Origin of the sequence: Salinivibrio costicola subsp. alcaliphilus, from assembly GCF_001996185.1 — a bacterium.
GTDB lineage: Bacteria > Pseudomonadota > Gammaproteobacteria > Enterobacterales > Vibrionaceae > Salinivibrio > Salinivibrio costicola.
Map to the genome: position 1 here is coordinate 1 of NZ_MUFR01000015.1, position 17271 is coordinate 17271.

Consider the following 17271-nt stretch of genomic DNA (forward strand, 5'->3'; position numbering starts at 1 on the left):
TACTGTGACTCTTCCTGAGATCGCAGGGTCTTTGACGTCTCGTATTAACGATAACTTTCAGATGTTCAATCATGCATCTTCAAGTTAATTGGGTATAGTGTTTTTCGGTTTTTTTATTGTTCCTTTACCTAAATACTAATTTAAATAAGACTTTTATGCAGAATAGATATTTTCCGTTAGTGGGTTTCATCTATATAGTGTTCAGCTCTTCTTTGTTATTTTCAATGTCTACAGTTGGAGACTATGTTGAGCACGCTATTAATTTCATATCACCTGTTGTGATGTTTTTTGTCATTATCGCATTATATTCAAAGTATCGAAATATAGTCATTTTTAGCGATTTAGAGTGTAGAATTATCGCTTTATCATATGTTGCAATAACTATTGCTGACTATTTATACCCCATTTTAAGATATTGGGATCAGAGCTTTAGTTCTAGTCATTATTCTCTTTTTTTAATCGAGGTTGGCATTAATGCTGCGATAGCAAAGGTCATTATAAAATGAGTATGAATTCTAAGTCACTTTTAGGCTCTATATCTAAAGCATCTCCTTTGGCTACACCTTTGGAAATGATGTATGGACTACTAGAAGACAAAAAAGATGCAAATGAAAAATATAATGCTTTAATTCCTATACTACATGATGCTTTATCGCGCGGGTGTCGATTTGAGTCTAAGGAAATACAATCAATTGTTAAAATACTTAGAGATATGCCTCCTGCTGGAGCTAGAAGAAATAATTTTGAAAAATTATACTTGAAGGATGAATACACGTTAAGAAAACTGCCTAAGGACGCCAGAGATATTCCATATGGACATTGGTATTAATAATTAAAGCCCACATCGTAGGCTTTTTTTATCGGTAACTTATGATTATTCGTTGCTGTCCGGCAGCGATACCTCGGTGGGAGAAATGGTCTCTGACGGGTAGCAGCCGAGCACCTTTAGATAACGGGTAAGAGTAGTGAGTTCGTCCAGCGCACTTTGCATCAGGTTGCTAGCCATATTGGCCTCAACATCGACGTAAAACATCTCTTCCCACGGGTTACCGAGTACTGGCCGAGATTCAAGCTTGGTCATATTGATGCCACGCTCGCGCAATACCATTAAACACTCCACCAAGGAACCCGCTTGTTGTGACGTCGACATAATAAAGGTGGTCTTGGCAGGGGTCAGTGATGATACTTTAACCGGCTTACGAGCCACGACAATAAATCGAGTGTGATTTTGCTGTTGGTTGGCAATCTCGCTCTTAATCGCGGTTAAACCGTAAAACTCACCACTGGCAGCATGGCCAATCGCGGCCACATTAGGCTGGTCTAAATCCGCCACTTGTTGCATGGCTTCAGCGGTGCTGGAGCAATAAATCTTCTTCACTTTACCCAAAGTATCAATGTATTCGCTGCATTGCTGGTGCGGTTGCGGGTGGGCATACAAGGTATCAATTTGGTTTGGGTCTTGGTCGCCGACAGTCAGCAGGCAGTGGTCGATAGGCAGCGTAAGCTCACCGACAATCGATAAACGTGTGTGCTGCAGCTGATCGTACACTTCGTTGATTGAGCCAGAGCTGGTGTTTTCTACCGGTAAGATACCATAGTCGGCATGGCCGGTTTCTACCGTTTCTACCACCTTTTTAAAGCTGTCACAGGCCATCTCCACCAGTTCGGTTTGCTTGCGGCTAAAGTACTGGCGCGCGGCGAGGTAGGAGTATGAGCCTTGGTTGCCCAGGAAAGAAACTCGTGCCACCGGACGCTGATTGTCGGGATTAGCGAGGTTTTGTAAATAGCGTTGCTGAATCAGCACCGAGTCTTCGATAATGGTGTGAAACAGGCTCAGCACATAGTGAGCATCTAACTGGTGATCTTGCGCTTTGGTCACCAGCTTTTCTAATAAGGCTTGCTCACGGGCTTGATCGCGAATCGGTTTTTGCACCGCGACTTTGTTTTTGGCGACGTCTAGGCTTAAGCGACGGCGCTCGGCCAATAGTGTCAGCAGCTCTTGATCAAGCTGGCTTATTCGCGTGCGTATCTCATCCAGTGGGCGTGGTGTGTCTGACATAAATTATCCTTGTTCTAATACAAAAAAACCTCCCGGTTGGGAGGTTAGTGCGCCAGGCTGATTGGGCTTAGCACGCTTCCTCCCGCGTTGGCGAGATAAAAAAGAAGCGAAAAAAACGAGCGTCAATCAGCATTGGGCGTTGTGTTGTTATGTTTGCGTATGGATTAACCATATGGGGCGCAGGCTGGCGTGTCAAGGATCAAAAAGCCCCGCGAAGACGGGGCTAACATGTTTAGCGATTTAGGTGTTGCGCTGAGGGTTAGATTTCCTCGTCGGTTGGATTTTCTTCCATCGCAACCGTCGCAGCAGATTTATCATTGCGACGTGCTTCGCCTTTGTGTTGGACCTTATTCAGTTGCTTCTCGAGCTTTTGGCCCACATCATTAATTGCTTTGTACATGTCATCGCTTTCTGCTGAGGCAACCAGCGTTGAGCCCGGCAACCCAGCTTTGGCTTCGACTTTAAACTGGTGGTTTGGCTCTTTACTGATCACAGCGTGAGGATTGATGAGTGCCACCTGCCACTTGGCCAACTTATCAAAGCGGCTTTCGATGCGCTCACGGATGGCGGGAGTGATTTCGATGTTTTTGCCTGCAATTTCCACTCTCATACTCGTTCCTCTTTGTTCCCCTGTATTAGGTTCATCTTTAGATTACCGCTTTACGCCATTGATAACGTGACTTGGCTCATGTTTAAAGGGGGGAGAAAAAACGAAAAGTTGAACTGTGAGCCTTCACGGATCCTGACATTTGTGAAGCATGAAATCCCTTGAACTTAAAGACAAAAATGCTACCTTGGGAGAGGTCACGAATGCTGATTTATCCGCCAGTCAGGGCCGCGTCGCGCCTGTGTATTTTCCTATTTTTCCCTGTGGTTAAAAATGTGCCACAAATCTGCTTGTGCTTTTTGGTGCACTGCGGTGAAACGAGAGTGGCTCAAGCAAACTGGGCATAAAAAAGACGACCATGATGGCCGCCTGATAATGCGCTGATAAATAATCAAAGCATTAGTTATTCGCGTGTAGCTCGTGGTTGAGCTCAACCGCACTCTTGTTGGTCAAACACTCAACCGCTCCTGTTTTTGAGTTACGGCGGAACAGTAGATCCGCTTTGCCCGCCAAATCACGCGCTTTGATACTTTCTACTGCTTTTCCATCAGCATCTAGCATGGTTACCTTAGTGCCCGCGGTCACATACAGACCCGATTCGATGGTACAACGATCGCCCAATGGGAAACCAAGACCCGCGTTGGCACCTAATAGTGAATTCTCGCCAATCGATACGACAATCTGGCCGCCGCCACTGAGGGTACCCATAATCGACGCGCCACCACCAATATCACTTCCTTGACCGACCATTACACCCGCAGAGATGCGGCCTTCAATCATGCTTTTGCCTTCGGTGCCCGCATTAAAGTTGATAAAGCCTTCGTGCATCACTGTGGTGCCTTCACCGACATGGGCGCCCAAGCGAACGCGGGCGGTATCGGCAATACGCACACCGGCAGGTACCACGTAATCGGTCATTTTCGGGAATTTATCCACGCACTCAACGGTCAGCGTTTCGCCTTTCAAACGCGCTTCCATCTGACGCTCAGGCAACTCTGGCAAGTCGATCGGGCCTTGGTTGGTCCAAGCAATGTTGTGTAGCAGACCAAAGAGTCCGTCAAGTACCACACCGTGTGGTTTGACTAAGCGGTGTGAGATCAGTTGAAGCTTCAAAAAGCCTTCTGCAACCGATGCAGGCTTGCTGTCATTTTCGAGGATCACCAGCACCAGCGGTTGGGTAGTTTGTTGTGCCATGTTGGCGAAATGAGCGGCCTCTTGAGCGCCAGCCGCCGCGAAGGCTTCACTGATAGCACTACAGGTTTCTGGTGCAATCGCTACTACCTGATTACCCGCGTCGTAATCTGTCAGCGCGCTTAATGCGCGGACAAGATCATCGCTCGGGTTAAGAAGCGGAGCCGGGAAAAAGGCTTCAATGATTTTTCCGTCCTGGTTTTGGGTCGCGGTACCGAGTGCCAGAGCAAAGCTTGCCATTGGGGGAGATCTCCTTATAGATATTTGGGCTTAAAACATCGAACGCTTCATCTTAAAGACAACCGCCAGCGGTTGGAAGTACTCAACTGAACACCAAGGTAAAATCCCACACAGGTCGGGGCACTGATTCGTGTTGATGCATAGCGTGGGTGATACCTTGCGAGTGAAATACAGGTTCAGCGTATAAAAAAAGCAAGCCAAGTGGGCTTGCTCTTTCGCGGATGCCAACAGGATCAGCAATGGGAGTACTAGGCAGCGTCAGCGTCTTTGCTGTCGTCGCTACTTTCATCCGTTTTACTGTCACTCGCTTTCGCCGGTTTTTTCTTGACGGCTTTACGTTTGGCGCCCAGCGCCTCGAGGACCGAGTCTTTGTGTTGAGCAAGGTATAGCGACAAGGCTTCACGCTTTTCTTCGTCGTCTACTAGTTCGCTTTCTCCAATCAAGTCGAACATCGCATCTGCCATATCCAACATTTTATCGTAGGCATCGGCTTCGGCTTTGGAGGTAAATGTCATCTTTTCTTCTCCCTCGCGTTCGACCACGTACTTGACGATAACGGCCATAATTACCCTCTCTTCGTTGATTTACTGTCTTTTTATACAGTAGGATAAGGGCCATTGTCTACCGACCCTGCCGTGATTGTGACATGAGAGAAAAATTTAGCACCATTTATCAACGTGCCGCCGATCGCAAAGGTGGTCAACGAGAATTAGAACGCATGCTGGTGGCACCGCTTGAACATCAGGCGCTGTGTGAAATACCGGATGATCGCTGGTTAGCAGCGTTTAGCCAGAAGGTATTTCAATCTGGAATTAGCTGGCAGGTGGTACGCAAAAAGTGGCCGGGGTTCGAAGAGGTTTTTTGGGGATTTGATATCGACAAAATGTTGTTGATGCCGCCAGAAATGTGGGAAGAGAAAGCGACGAACCCCGCGATCATTCGCCACTTAACCAAGGTGATGACCATTCCACACAATGCGGAAATGATCCACCGCGTGCAGCAATCGCATGGCAGTTTTAGCCAGTTTGTCGCCGATTGGCCCAGCGAAGATATTGTTGGTTTATGGCAGTATTTAAAAAAGCACGGTAAGCGTTTAGGCGGTAATACGGGTGCTTATACCTTGCGCCGAATGGGCAAGGACACCTTCTTGTTCACCCGCGATATTGAGCACTATCTGCGCGCGACTAAAATCGTTGATAGCGGCCGAGAGACCAAGCGGGCGATGCAAGCCGCGCAACAGGCATTTAATGAGTGGCAGCAAGAGTCGGGCCGTTCACTGAACCATATCAGCCAGCTGATTGCCTTCAGTGTGGGTGATAATCGCGTTTAATCGCTCAGCGATTTGCTGTGCTATCACACAGTTAGCAAGTCGTGTGCAAGGTCGCAGCGTGTCGGTGGCGGTTTGCGCTTATCACGGCAATCGGCCACAATCGATGCCAGTTATCTTTCCCATGTGAGCGCCTTGTGTTTACTGTTTATCACTCTAATCAGCTCGATCTGTTGAAATCGCTGTTGGTCTCCCTGATCCAACAGCGACCGCTGTCTGACCCTTTTCAAAAAGAACTTATTCTGGTGCAAAGCCCCGGCATGGCGCAGTGGTTAAAAATGGCACTCGCTAACGAGCAGCAGATTGTCGCTAATGTCGAATTCCCGCTTCCCGCTACCTTTATCTGGCAGCTATTTGTGCGAGTGTTGGATGGTGTGCCTGAGCGCAGTGATTTCAATAAAGAGGCGATGACATGGAAGCTGATGGACATCTTACCCAGCTGTCTGGATGAGCCTGAGTTCGCTGATTTAGCCGCGTATTTAGAAGATAGCCAGGATCAGCAGCGTGCTTATCAGCTGGCCGAAAAAGTGGCCGATATTTTCGATCAGTATTTGGTCTATCGCCCCGAGTGGGTGCTGGCATGGGAGCAAGAACAACCAGTGCCAGAGCTTGACGATGTGCAACCTTGGCAGCAAAAACTGTGGCGCCGCTTATACGATCACACCTTGGCGTTGGGCCAATCGCCTTACCATCGCGCCAATTTGTATCAAGAGTTTATCGATACCTTAACCAGTCATCAGCACAAACCTGCGGGACTGGCTGATATTGAGCGGGTCTTTGTGTTTGGCATCTCCGCGCTCCCACCACGCTATCTGGATGCGTTACAAGCACTGGGTGAGCACGTAGAGGTGCACTTTATGTTCACCAACCCGTGCCGTTATTACTGGGGGGATATTCGCGACAAGCGCTATCTGGCTAAACGTGCCGCATTAGCGCGGGATAAAATCAGCCGAATTGAAGACATCCCCGCCGAGAGCCAATTGGCACTGGGGCTTGATGAGCCCGAGCATGGTGAAGTAGGGAACAGTTTGCTGGCGTCGATGGGAAAACTGGGGCGCGATAACTTACTGCTACTCTCGGAAATGGCCTGTAATGAGATTGATAGTGGCTTTGTTGAGGTCACTCGCGATAATCTGCTGCATCACATCCAAGCCGATATTTTGGATTTGAATGAGCCGGGCGATCCCAAGCAGACTGAAACCAGTGCGGCGAAAACAGAAATCAAGCCAGATGATGCTTCGATCGCAATCCATGCCTGTCACAGCCCGATGCGTGAAGTTGAAGTGCTGCACGATCAGCTGCTCGCGATGTTTGAGGCCACCCCATCGCTTAGCCCCCGCGATGTGATTGTGATGGTGGCGGATATCAATGCCTACAGTCCGGCTATTCAAGCGGTGTTTGGTAATGCGCCTCGCGAGCGTTTTATTCCTTTTTCCATCTCAGATCGCAGCGCTGATCAAGAAAGCCCAGTGTTGGCGGCATTTTTACGCTTACTCACCTTGCCCGATAGTCGGTGTAGTGCGGCGGAGCTGTTGGAAATTCTTGAGGTACCGACGGTATCGCGCCGTTTTGCCATCGATAGCCAACAGTTTGATCAGATTAAACAGTGGGTGGAAGAAACGGGCATTCGCTGGGGGCTTGATACCCATACCGCGAGCCAGTTTGCCTTGCCCGAGCAATATCAAAACACCTGGCTGTTTGGCCTGAAACGTATGTTACTTGGCTATGCGATGCCGAGTGAGGCTGGATTGTTTGCAGACACCGTGCCTTATGATGAAGTCCAAGGGCTTAATGCGGAGCTTGCTGGGCGTTTAGGGCTGTTTATCGACACCTTGATTTACTACCAGCAGCAACTGGCGATTGAATGCGATGGCAAGACGTGGGTGGCGCGGTTGACCCAAATGCTGGATGACTGCTTTGCCATTGAAGGGGATGAAGAGTTAGCGATAAAGCTTATCCGCACCCAGTTGGACAGTTGGCTGACACAGCTCAGCGATGCCGCCTTTACCCATACGCTAACCTTGCCCGTGGTGCGCGATTACTTTAATGGTCGCCTCAATAACGAGCGAGTCAGCCAGCGCTTTTTGGCCGGGCAGGTTAACTTTTGTACCTTGATGCCAATGCGCTCCATTCCCTTCGATGTGGTGTGTCTGCTGGGGATGAACGATGGCGTGTACCCGCGCACTGTGCCCAGTGTCGGCTTTGATTTGATGGTCGGTCGGACGCGGGCGGGGGATCGCTCGCGCCGCGACGATGACCGTTATCTGTTTTTAGAAGCGCTGCAGTCGGCACAGCAAAGTTTATATATCAGTTATGTCGGTCGCTCAGTGCAAGACAACAGCTTAAAAGTCCCATCGGTACTGGTCACCGAGTTGCTTGAGTATTGCACTCAGGGCTACTGTTTGGCCGGTGACGGCGATTTACCCGAAGCGCAGTCACGCCAGCGGTTGGAAGAAAAGCTTATCCAGACGCATCCACTGACGCCCTTTAGCCCACAGGCGTTCGCTCATGGTGGTAGCTACGCGCAAGAGTGGCTGCCGGCCGCCAAAGGGCAAGGGACGCAACTGCCAGCATTTATTGGCGATGCGTTAAGCCCTGATCCGGACAGCCACCAGGATCCTGTGATTGAGTTGGCTGAGTTACAGCGCTTTTGGCGGTTGCCCGTGCGCTATTTTTTCCAACGCCGCTTGAAAGTCTTCTTTGAGCAGTTAGAAGCGCCGCTAGAAGAATTCGAACCCTTTAGTTTAGATACCTTGCACCGCTTTCAGCTGCGTGATCAGCTGTTAGCGCACTTTATTGAAACCGATGACAGTCCCCAAAGTGTGCAGGATTTTATGGCCCGACAGCGTGGCCAGGGCAAGTTGCCTTTGGCGTACTTTGGCGAACTGACCTTGGATACGCAAGTCACGGTGATCCGTGATATGTACCAACGTTTAACGCCTTTGCTCGCCGCGCCGCGCCCTGATCTTGAGCTTAATCTGACTCTTCCTACTGCGTTGGGCGAGGTGCAATTGCAAGGCTGGCTCAATCGGCGTTATCAAGACAGCTTGGTCCGCTTTCATTGCGGCGATCTGACCGTGCGTCATCAGCTTGCGGTATGGATCGATCATTTATGCCAATGCGCGATGGGCGAAGCGGTGCCGAGCACGTTGGTGGGCGTGAAAGAAACCATCGAGTTTTCCCCACTCAGCAAAGGTGACGCGCTTGCACATCTACAAGCCTTGGTTGAAGACTATCAAAATGGCCTGAATCAGCCGCTTACTTATCTGCCAAGTACGGTCGGGGCCGGGATAAAAGCCCGAGATGGAAAAAAAGGCTTTGATAACAGTGACACCGGCCAAGACAAAGCGCTGAAAGCGATGCGTGATGCCTTTATCGGGGGCTTTAATCCTGGTGAAGTCCAAGACCCTTATGTGTATCGCGTATGGCCGCAATGGCACGAGAGTTTCGGTCAAGCGCTATTAGCTACAGGCGATCGCCACTTAATGCCGATGCTTGCGCAGCGACAAAAACGCTAATCACCAAAGGCGCCTCATAGGAATAGTGCGGCGCCGTTTCCCCCTCTATCCACTCTCTTTCCCACTCTTCTCCCTGTTAGCCAAGTCTATGTATGGCTCTTTTGTGGTTATTTACTCTTAATTTTTGACTTTATATTCATTTTTAGAAATTAACTACTAGGATAGAGAAAATGGGTGGCTCGTCGATAAAACCATCTTTTTTGTCATGTTTGTTACCATTGTGTTGGTTAAAGATTGCACATTACGTTGCTCGTTAGGGGTCAATCTATTTGGGGTCTAAATATTTTTTAAACGATCATTTTAATGCAGAGTTACATTTTAATTATAATTAAGATCATTATCTTATCTTTAATTTAATGATTAGAGGGCATCGTTTTTGTGTTGTTTATAGAGGCCTTTGTTCTGTTTTTTATTTGAACGTGTAATTAACTTAACGCACAATGTCATCGAAAATTCATATAACAAACCATGAAAAAAAGGATGTGCCTTCATGCATAAATTCTCAAAAAGCGCGGTGGCGACCTTGGTCTCTGGCCTTTTGCTGGGTGCCTCAGCGCACGCCGACGTCAGCATTACTCAGGGTAAGACTGCGATCCCCGATGGCGAGGCAACGCACGCCCAAGACATCACGGTAAAAAACGAGCATGTCGCGTTTGCATTGGCGGTTGAGTCTGCGCCACCGTGGGGTGTGCCACGTGGTACCTTGGTGGATCTCGCGGCGGTGAAAAATGGCAAAATTGATCTAGACCGAGTCGCTTTTGCAGATTTCATCCCCAACAGCTGGTCAGCCTGGCCGAACGATCGCAAGTCGATTGAGATTGTTGAAGACAGCGATGAAAAAGCAGTGATCAAAGTGAGCCGTAACTTCGACAAAGTCGACATTACTACTTGGTATACCTTGGCTGCAGGCTCTGACGCGATTGCTCTTAAAACCGTGATGAATAACCAGGGTGAGGATGATCTCGAGCTAGAATCTGGCCACACGATCTGGCCGGATACGGGTTATCAGTTCGCGGTACCAGGGCTTGAAGGCAATGAAGAAGCGATGGCGGACAATGCCCTCGCCGATCGCATGGTCGCGTATGACCGTGATTGGGCGTTCGCGCTGCATGCGCCTTACTTTGACCGCATTAAATACAACGGTCGCGATATGTATCTAGGTCACACGCTCAAAGCCGGTGAAAGCCGTACGTTTGAGTCTCAGCTACAGGTTGTCCCGAACGGTGACATGGCGCCGATTGTCAAAGCCGAAGCCGAACGTCATGGTGAAGCGACAGGCACCATTGAAGGTAAATTGCGCGCTGATAATGGGCGAGTGCCAAACGATGCCTTGGTAATGATTGAAAAAGACGGTCACCCTTACGCGTGGACGCTTGCCAAAGATGGCCAGTACAGCATGGAGCTACCAGCCGGCGAGTATCAGGTTTATGGTACGGCAACCGGCCATGCCAACAGTCAGTCGCAATCTATTAATGTGAGCGCTGATGGCGAGCAAACACTGAATTTCACCTCGCTAAAAAGCCCTGCGACCCTTGCGCTTAACGTAGAAGAAGCGGTGTCTGGCGTGGCTAAAGACGCACGTGTGACTATCATTGAAGGCCAAGCGCCACCGGTTGAATTCTTGGGTAAACGCACCTTCTTCACGGACTTGCTGCCTGCCGGCCATGCGGAGCTAAACCTAGCACCGGGTGAATACAAGCTGGGCATTAATGCCGGTGCAGGCTTTACTGCAGAATCACAAACCTTGGATGTAACGCTCGAATCGGGCAAAACCAACCAACAAGTGGTGAAAGTGCCTCAGGTAACCTTCCCGAATCGCCACCAATGGTACGGGGCAGACTTGCACCACCACGGCAATGTGCTGGAAGGGGTAACCCCACCAGAAATCGTGGTGCGTGCTCAGCTAGCTACCGACTTGGATCTGACCTTTATCAGTGATCACGACTCCACCATTAATCACAAAGTATTTGCTGATTTATCAGCAAAACGCGGCGTGCCTTTCATTCCATCGATTGAGATCTCGCCATCATGGGGTCACATGAACCCGTTCCCCATCGACAATGGCGCGGCGCTGACGGTCGATCCGGGTACTGATGACGTGCATACTCTGATTGATGCTGCACATGAGATGGGTGCAGAAGTGGTGCCGATGAACCATCCATATAACGATTATGGCTACTTCACCAATATCGCTAAGGATGCGGTGCCGGGCGGTAAGACCGACCGTTTCGACCTGATGGAGCTTAACGCACGTGTCGATAACGAGCCGACGCTTGAAAAAGCGCACAAGCTTTGGGATCAAGGCGAAGCCATGTACCTCACAGCCGGTACCGATACCCATGATGCGTGGAACCAGCTCACTGGGCGTATTCGTATGATGGCCAATGTTGATGGTGAGCTAACGCCGCTCGCCTTTGCCAAAGCGTTAAAAGCCGGTCACGGCTATGCCACGCAGGGACCAATCTTGTACCCACAAAACATCATGTTTGGTGAAACCGCCAAAGCAGGTGATAAATGGGATATTAACGTGGTCGCCGCGGATGGTCTCAAAGAAGTGCGTTTAATCGGTCAAGGTGGTGAGGTGCTAAACAGCATTACCATTAACCCTGAAGAGAGCACACAGCGTCTTGAGCTATCACTGCCTATTCCTGCGGATGCAGAAGGCTGGATCAACCTAGAAGTGGAAGACAAAGACGGCAGCACGGCATGGACCAACCCAGTTTGGCTTCAGTCGTAAGCGTTACGTCTCAATCAATGAACCAAGGCCAGCCATGCTGGCCTTTTTTGATCGTGATGTTAACCGGCGCAGATTGATTGCCTTGGTTAGAATATGTTTTACCCCAAGGGGTTGCTACAATAGCGGGCAGACTAGGCGATGAAATAATGATATGGAACCGCAGATCCTCAACCCGCTCACCTTGCCACTCGATGGCGTTCGATTAATCGAAGCCTCCGCCGGCACCGGTAAGACGTTTACCATTGCTGGCTTGTACCTGCGATTGTTGCTTGGGCATGGCCGCGCAGCGCCGTGTCGGGTCGAGCAAATACTGGTGGTGACGTTTACCGAAGCGGCAACCCAAGAGTTAAAAGACCGTATTCGGCGTCGCATTCATGAGGCGCGTTTTGCCTTTATGCGCGGTGAGAGTGACGATCCCATCATTGAGCCTTTGCTGGCAGAGATTAGCGATCATAAAACCGCGGCGCAGCGTCTGTTAGAGGCCGAGCGGCAGATGGACGAAGCGGCTATCTATACCATTCACGGTTTTTGTCAGCGGATGCTGACCCAAAATGCGTTTGAGTCGGGCAGCCTGTTCAGTCATGAATTTGTCACCGACGAGCGACAGATCAAAGCGCGCGCGGCGGCCGATTTTTGGCGTCGTCGTTTTTATCCGCTGCCAAAATCGTTAGCCGGTGTGGTGAGCAGCTACTGGCCCGCGCCGGAGGCCTTATTAAAAGAGATTGCGCCCTATTTATCCGGACCGGCTGTCACGGTTAAGGCGCCTGATCTCGGCGAAGATCTCATGGCGGCACACCAAGCGGCGATAGCCAAAATTGACGGGGTAAAGCGAGCATGGCGCGAGGCGGGGGAGCAGATCACCGAGCAGCTCAGTGCCGCTAAACTCGATGGCCGCAGTTATCGCAAAGATCATCTGGCGAACTGGCTGAATGCGATGGAACAATGGGCCAATGCCGAGACGCTTGATTACCAGTTGCCCGACAAATTGGAAAAATTCGCCAAACAGACGTTGGCGGACAAGAGTAAAGCTGAGCCACCGAGTCTGGCGCTATTTGATCAAATTCAGGCATTGGTTGATCAGCCGCCGACGTTAAAACCGGGATTGACCGCGCTGGCGATCAAAGAAGTGAGGCAGCTGCTCCGCCAAGAAAAACGCCGTCAAGGGTGGCTCTCGTTTGACGATCTCCTTTCTCAACTTGCCAGCGCACTTGACCAAGATAGCCAAGGCCAGTTGGCTGCACGTATTCGCAGCTTATATCCGGTGGCAATGATTGATGAATTCCAAGACACCGACCCGCTGCAATATCAGATTTTTAGCACTGTCTATCAGCCGCCAGTGGCGGACGATGCCCCTGTATTCGCAGACGCAGAGACAGACACAGAGGAAGAGGGTGAGCGCACCGGTTTAATGATGATTGGCGATCCTAAGCAGGCGATTTATGCCTTTCGTGGCGCCGATATATTCACCTATATTCATGCCCGTGCGCAGGTGAGTGATCACTATAACCTTGCCACCAACTGGCGCTCGACAGATGGCATGGTACGCGGAGTCAATGCCTTGTTCTCACGTGCGAAGGCACCGTTTGTTTATCAAGACAGTATTCCCTTTTTAGAGGTAGCCTCTTCGCCTAGCGCCAAACAAAAGGCGCTGGTGGTGGAGGGAAACGAGCAGCCCGCGCTCACCTTTTGGCATCACAGCCCGGATGAATTATGTGGCAAGCAAGATTTTGAACAGACCTTAGCTGTGAGTACCGCACAGCATATCACGCAAGTGCTCAACCAATCGGTGGCGGGCAATAGTTATCTACAAACGCCTTCCGGCCAAGCCGAAATTCAGCCGCACAATATCGCCGTGTTGGTGCGCACCGGACGCGAGGCACAGCTGGTCAAGCAAGCGCTGGCCGAAAAAGGCGTGGCGTCTGTGTATCTTTCTAACCGTGATAATGTGTTCGCCAGCCCTGTCGCCAGCGATATTGAGCGCATCTTAGTGGCGGTCATGCAGCCTGAAAACGAGCGTAAGTTGCGGGCAGCGCTAGCCAGCCCCTTATTTGGCCTGACCGCCGAGCAGCTGGCATTACTCAATCAAGACGAAGCCTTGTGGGAGCAAGAGGTGGTGGCCTTTAGCCATTACCGTGATACTTGGCAGCGCCGTGGGGTGATGCCGATGCTGCGCCAAGTCGCCAGTGCCCGCCAAGTGGCAGAAAACTGGTTGGCGATGCCCCAAGGCGAGCGCTGTGTGACCGACTTTTTGCATATTGCGGAGTTGCTGCAAAGTGCCAGCCAGCAACTGGACAACCCACACGCGCTGATCCGCTGGCTACAAGAGCGGATGGCCGAGCCGGCTCAACAATCGGAAGAGCAGCAGGTGCGGTTGGAGTCGGAGCGTGATTTGGTGCAAATCGTCACCATCCATAAATCGAAAGGCTTGGAATACGATTTGGTTTACTTGCCGTTCGCTTGTCAGTATCGCGAAAGCAGCCAACCGTTTTATCATGATGAACAGTATCAGCCGGTGCTGGCGCTGGATAATGTCGATGAAGGCAAAGAGCGCGCTGAAAAAGAGCGACTAGCTGAAGATATTCGCTTGCTGTATGTGGCGGTAACGCGCGCCGTGTATGGGTGTTTTATCGGCTGTGCGCCTCTTAAACAAGGTAACAGTCGGCAAAAAGACTCGGCCTTGCACTTAACGGCCCTGGGTTATTTGCTCCAGCATGGAGAAGTCGGTGATGCTAGCCTGCTGGCCGAGAGTTTAGCTGGGTTGGCGAGCGCGAGCGATGCGGTGGCTGTGGTTGCGCCACCGGAGCCGGATGATAGCCGTTATGCCCCTGAAACGGGGGCGCACGAGGCGCTAACCGCGCGTCAGTTTGACGGCAAGATTGACCGTCAGTGGCGCTTAACCAGTTACTCAGGACTGTTAAAACAGAGCCATCATGTCAGCGCCTTGCCAACATTAGCCAGTTACGACTTGGACGCGGACGATGACCTCGCCGATGAGGAGACGCCGGATGTGGCGGTGGATCCTTGGTCGGTTTTTGCGTTTCCCAAAGGCGCGCGAGCCGGTACCTTTTTACATACCTTGTTTGAAGAGGTGGACTTTACCGCTGATTTGATGAGTGAAGAGGTCGCTGAGCTTATTACCCATCACCTTAGCTTGGAAAACTATGACCCGCAGTGGTGCCCGATATTGCAGCAGTGGATGACACAGGTATTGAAACACCCGCTAAATGAACAAGGGCTGATGCTGAATCAAATTGACAACGCCAGTCGGTTAACGGAGATGGAGTTCGTGATGCCTTTGGCTGCACTCGACTGCCAGCGACTGAACCGACTCGCCGCACGATATGATGCACTGTCAGCGCGTGCTGGACAGCTCTCCTTTGAGACAGCGCGCGGGATGTTAAAAGGTTTTATCGATTTAACCTTCCGCGCCGATGGCAAGTATTACGTGCTGGATTGGAAGTCGAACCATTTAGGGGACAGTGTGGCCGATTACCATCCTGATGCGCTTAAAGAGGCGATGATCGCGCACCGATACGACTTTCAGTATCAGATCTATACCTTGGCGCTGCACCGCTTTTTGCGCCAGCGGATCCCCGATTATGATTACGACACCCATGTGGGGGGCGTGTTTTATTTCTTTTTACGGGGCGCCAGTGATAGCGGCGAGACCGGTGTATTCGCGCATCGCCCCGACAAGGCGCTGATTGACGCCTTGGACAACCTCTTTGCTGGAGAGTCGGTATGAAACAAGCATTAATGGCACTATACCAGCGCGGGGAATTGCGAGCGATTGATGTGCAATTTGCTTGTTTGATGGGCGAAGAAGAAAACCAATTAGATAAGGCTGCTATCACCGTATGGGCGGCGCTGCTGAGTCGCGAAGTGGGCAAAGGGCACGTCTGCCTTGACTTAAACCAGTGGCAGCCACCCAGTGATGTCGCTTGGCAGCCTTTATTGGCGCACATTGATAGCCAAGCGCCAAGCAAGCAATTGGCGCAGGCCTCAGTGGTGTCCGATGGTACGCAGGCGACGCCCTTGGTGCTTGCGGGACACCGACTGTATTTGCATCGTTACTGGCATGCCGAGCAGCAAGTGGCCGGGCATATTCGCCAGCGTTTGACGGCGCTGCCGGTACCGGATGAGGCCAGACAAACCCTAGATAATTTATTTGCCGCCTCACAGGCAGAGATTGACTGGCAAAAAGTGGCGGCAGCCACCGCGTTGACCCAGCCTTTTGCGGTGATTTCAGGGGGCCCGGGCACGGGTAAAACCACCACCGTCGCCCGTTTGTTGGCGGCGCTGGTGGCGTCGCACCACGCCGAGCGTACAACGTCTGCTGCGCTCACCATCAAGCTGGTCGCTCCGACCGGCAAAGCGGCCAACCGATTGACTGAATCACTAGGACGGGCGATTGCCGCCTTGCCTGTTGATCATGACGTGAAAGCGGCGCTGCCGACCCAAGCCAGTACCATTCATCGATTATTAGGGGCGATTCCGCAGCGAGTCGCGTTTCGCCATCATAAAAATAATCCCGTCCATGCGGATGTGTTGATTGTCGATGAAGCCTCGATGGTGGACTTGCCCTTGATGGCGCAGTTATTCGATGCCTTGGCGCCCTCAACACGCATTATTTTACTGGGGGATAAAGATCAGCTTGCCTCTGTGGAAGCGGGGGCGGTGCTAGGCGATATTTGTCAGTACGCCGAGGCGGGCTATCCAGCGGCGCAAGCAGCGCGTTTAAGCCAACTGACAGGCTTTGACGTACCCGAAAACCCGCACGCGCCAGCGATTGCCAGTGCTTTGTGTTTATTGCGCAAAAGTTATCGCTTTGATGCCCAATCCGGCATCGGTCAGCTCGCCTTTGCGGTGAACCGAGGAGAGATGGCCGAGGTGGGGGCGGTGTTAAAACGCGGCTATGGCGATATTGCCCACCATGTGTTGAGTGATGACAGCTATCAGACCCTGATGCTTCAAGCGGTGGCGGGGTATCGCGACTACCTAACGGCACTCGATCATTCGACGCTCGAAAATCAGCGGCCCATGGCCGATGTGCTGAGTGCCTTTAGCCAATTTCGATTGTTATGCGCATTGACCGAAGGTCCATTTGGCGTCGCTGGCCTCAACCAAGCGATTGAACAGCATTTGGCGTCGGCGGGGCTGATAGCTAAAGAGCGTGACACCTGGTATCACGGCCGGCCGATCATGATTATGCAAAACGATCATGCACTGGGTTTGTATAACGGTGACATTGGCATTGCGGTGCAGCAAGCGGGGATCACCCGGGTGGCGTTTGAAACCCACGATGGCGAGGTGCGCTATTTGCTTGCCAGCCGTCTGCCCGCCCATCAAACCGCGTTTGCGATGACGGTGCATAAATCACAGGGCTCGGAGTTTGCGCACACAGTCCTGGTATGTCCGCCCACCATTTCACCGGTGATCACCCGCGAGCTGATTTACACCGGTATCACGCGGGCGAAGCACCAGCTTGATCTTTACGCGTCTTGGCCGGTGCTGCGCCACGGTGTGGGCGCACGCACCGCAAGGTATAGTGGTTTGCCGGATGCCTTGTTGGCGCCCTTATAATGGCGAGGT

10 protein-coding genes are annotated in these 17271 nt (G+C 51.3%); 6 read left to right on the forward strand and 4 right to left on the reverse strand.

The annotated features are described in order from the left end of the window. Positions 1-502: 502 nt before the first annotated feature. Complete coding sequence (locus BZJ21_RS06725) at positions 503-829, forward strand: hypothetical protein (RefSeq protein ID WP_021022051.1); 327 nt, start codon at positions 503-505, stop codon at positions 827-829. 45 nt (positions 830-874) lie between these two features. On the opposite strand, the gene pheA is transcribed toward BZJ21_RS06725, so the two are convergent. The 4 genes from pheA to BZJ21_RS06745 all read right to left on the reverse strand — a co-directional run bounded on the left by pheA (position 875) and on the right by BZJ21_RS06745 (position 4660). After that, on the reverse strand, positions 875-2059 hold the full coding sequence (gene pheA / locus BZJ21_RS06730) for a prephenate dehydratase (RefSeq protein ID WP_077669409.1): 1185 nt from the start codon (positions 2057-2059) through the stop codon (positions 875-877). A gap of 259 nt (positions 2060-2318) precedes the next feature. Beyond that, entirely contained in the window at positions 2319-2669 is a 351-nt protein-coding gene (hpf, locus tag BZJ21_RS06735) for a ribosome hibernation-promoting factor, HPF/YfiA family (protein ID WP_021022049.1), read from the reverse strand. Between the two features lie 396 nt (positions 2670-3065). After that, entirely contained in the window at positions 3066-4097 is a 1032-nt protein-coding gene (gene dapD / locus BZJ21_RS06740; protein WP_077669410.1) for a 2,3,4,5-tetrahydropyridine-2,6-dicarboxylate N-succinyltransferase, read from the reverse strand. A gap of 248 nt (positions 4098-4345) precedes the next feature. Then, positions 4346-4660, reverse strand: a complete 315-nt coding sequence (locus tag BZJ21_RS06745) for a YebG family protein (RefSeq protein WP_077660046.1) — start codon at positions 4658-4660, stop codon at positions 4346-4348. An 83-nt stretch (positions 4661-4743) separates the two neighbouring features. Between BZJ21_RS06745 and BZJ21_RS06750 the strand changes: the two genes are divergently transcribed. From BZJ21_RS06750 to recD, 5 genes are all read left to right on the forward strand, one after another. Continuing rightward, positions 4744-5427 (forward strand): DNA-3-methyladenine glycosylase I, encoded by a 684-nt coding sequence (locus BZJ21_RS06750; RefSeq protein WP_021022046.1) that lies wholly within the window; start codon positions 4744-4746, stop codon positions 5425-5427. Positions 5428-5561: 134 nt separating this feature from the next. Further along, positions 5562-8942, forward strand: a complete 3381-nt coding sequence (gene recC, locus BZJ21_RS06755; protein WP_077669411.1) for an exodeoxyribonuclease V subunit gamma — start codon at positions 5562-5564, stop codon at positions 8940-8942. Positions 8943-9432: 490 nt separating this feature from the next. After that, the gene (locus tag BZJ21_RS06760) at positions 9433-11679 is read left to right on the forward strand and encodes a CehA/McbA family metallohydrolase (protein ID WP_077669412.1); all 2247 of its coding nucleotides are present in this window, start codon (positions 9433-9435) and stop codon (positions 11677-11679) included. Positions 11680-11830: 151 nt separating this feature from the next. After that, positions 11831-15424 carry an exodeoxyribonuclease V subunit beta gene (gene recB, locus BZJ21_RS06765; protein WP_077669413.1) on the forward strand — a complete coding sequence of 1198 codons (3594 nt, stop codon included), beginning with the start codon at positions 11831-11833 and terminating at the stop codon, positions 15422-15424. Further along, positions 15421-17262, forward strand: a complete 1842-nt coding sequence (gene recD, locus BZJ21_RS06770; RefSeq protein ID WP_077669414.1) for an exodeoxyribonuclease V subunit alpha — start codon at positions 15421-15423, stop codon at positions 17260-17262. Before recB ends, recD begins: the two co-directional genes overlap by 4 nt. Positions 17263-17271 lie beyond the last annotated feature (9 nt).

What these genes read in the sequence shown, in the direction of transcription:
- BZJ21_RS06745 (WP_077660046.1), bottom strand. Translation starts at nt 4,660, where the DNA reads ATGGCCGTTATCGTCAAGTACGTGGTCGAACGCGAGGGAGAAGAAAAG.
- dapD (WP_077669410.1), bottom strand. Translation starts at nt 4,097, where the DNA reads ATGGCAAGCTTTGCTCTGGCACTCGGTACCGCGACCCAAAACCAGGAC.
- recD (WP_077669414.1), top strand. Translation starts at nt 15,421, where the DNA reads ATGAAACAAGCATTAATGGCACTATACCAGCGCGGGGAATTGCGAGCG.
- pheA (WP_077669409.1), bottom strand. Translation starts at nt 2,059, where the DNA reads ATGTCAGACACACCACGCCCACTGGATGAGATACGCACGCGAATAAGC.
- hpf (WP_021022049.1), bottom strand. Translation starts at nt 2,669, where the DNA reads ATGAGAGTGGAAATTGCAGGCAAAAACATCGAAATCACTCCCGCCATC.
- recB (WP_077669413.1), top strand. Translation starts at nt 11,831, where the DNA reads ATGGAACCGCAGATCCTCAACCCGCTCACCTTGCCACTCGATGGCGTT.
- BZJ21_RS06725 (WP_021022051.1), top strand. Translation starts at nt 503, where the DNA reads ATGAGTATGAATTCTAAGTCACTTTTAGGCTCTATATCTAAAGCATCT.
- BZJ21_RS06750 (WP_021022046.1), top strand. Translation starts at nt 4,744, where the DNA reads ATGAGAGAAAAATTTAGCACCATTTATCAACGTGCCGCCGATCGCAAA.
- BZJ21_RS06760 (WP_077669412.1), top strand. Translation starts at nt 9,433, where the DNA reads ATGCATAAATTCTCAAAAAGCGCGGTGGCGACCTTGGTCTCTGGCCTT.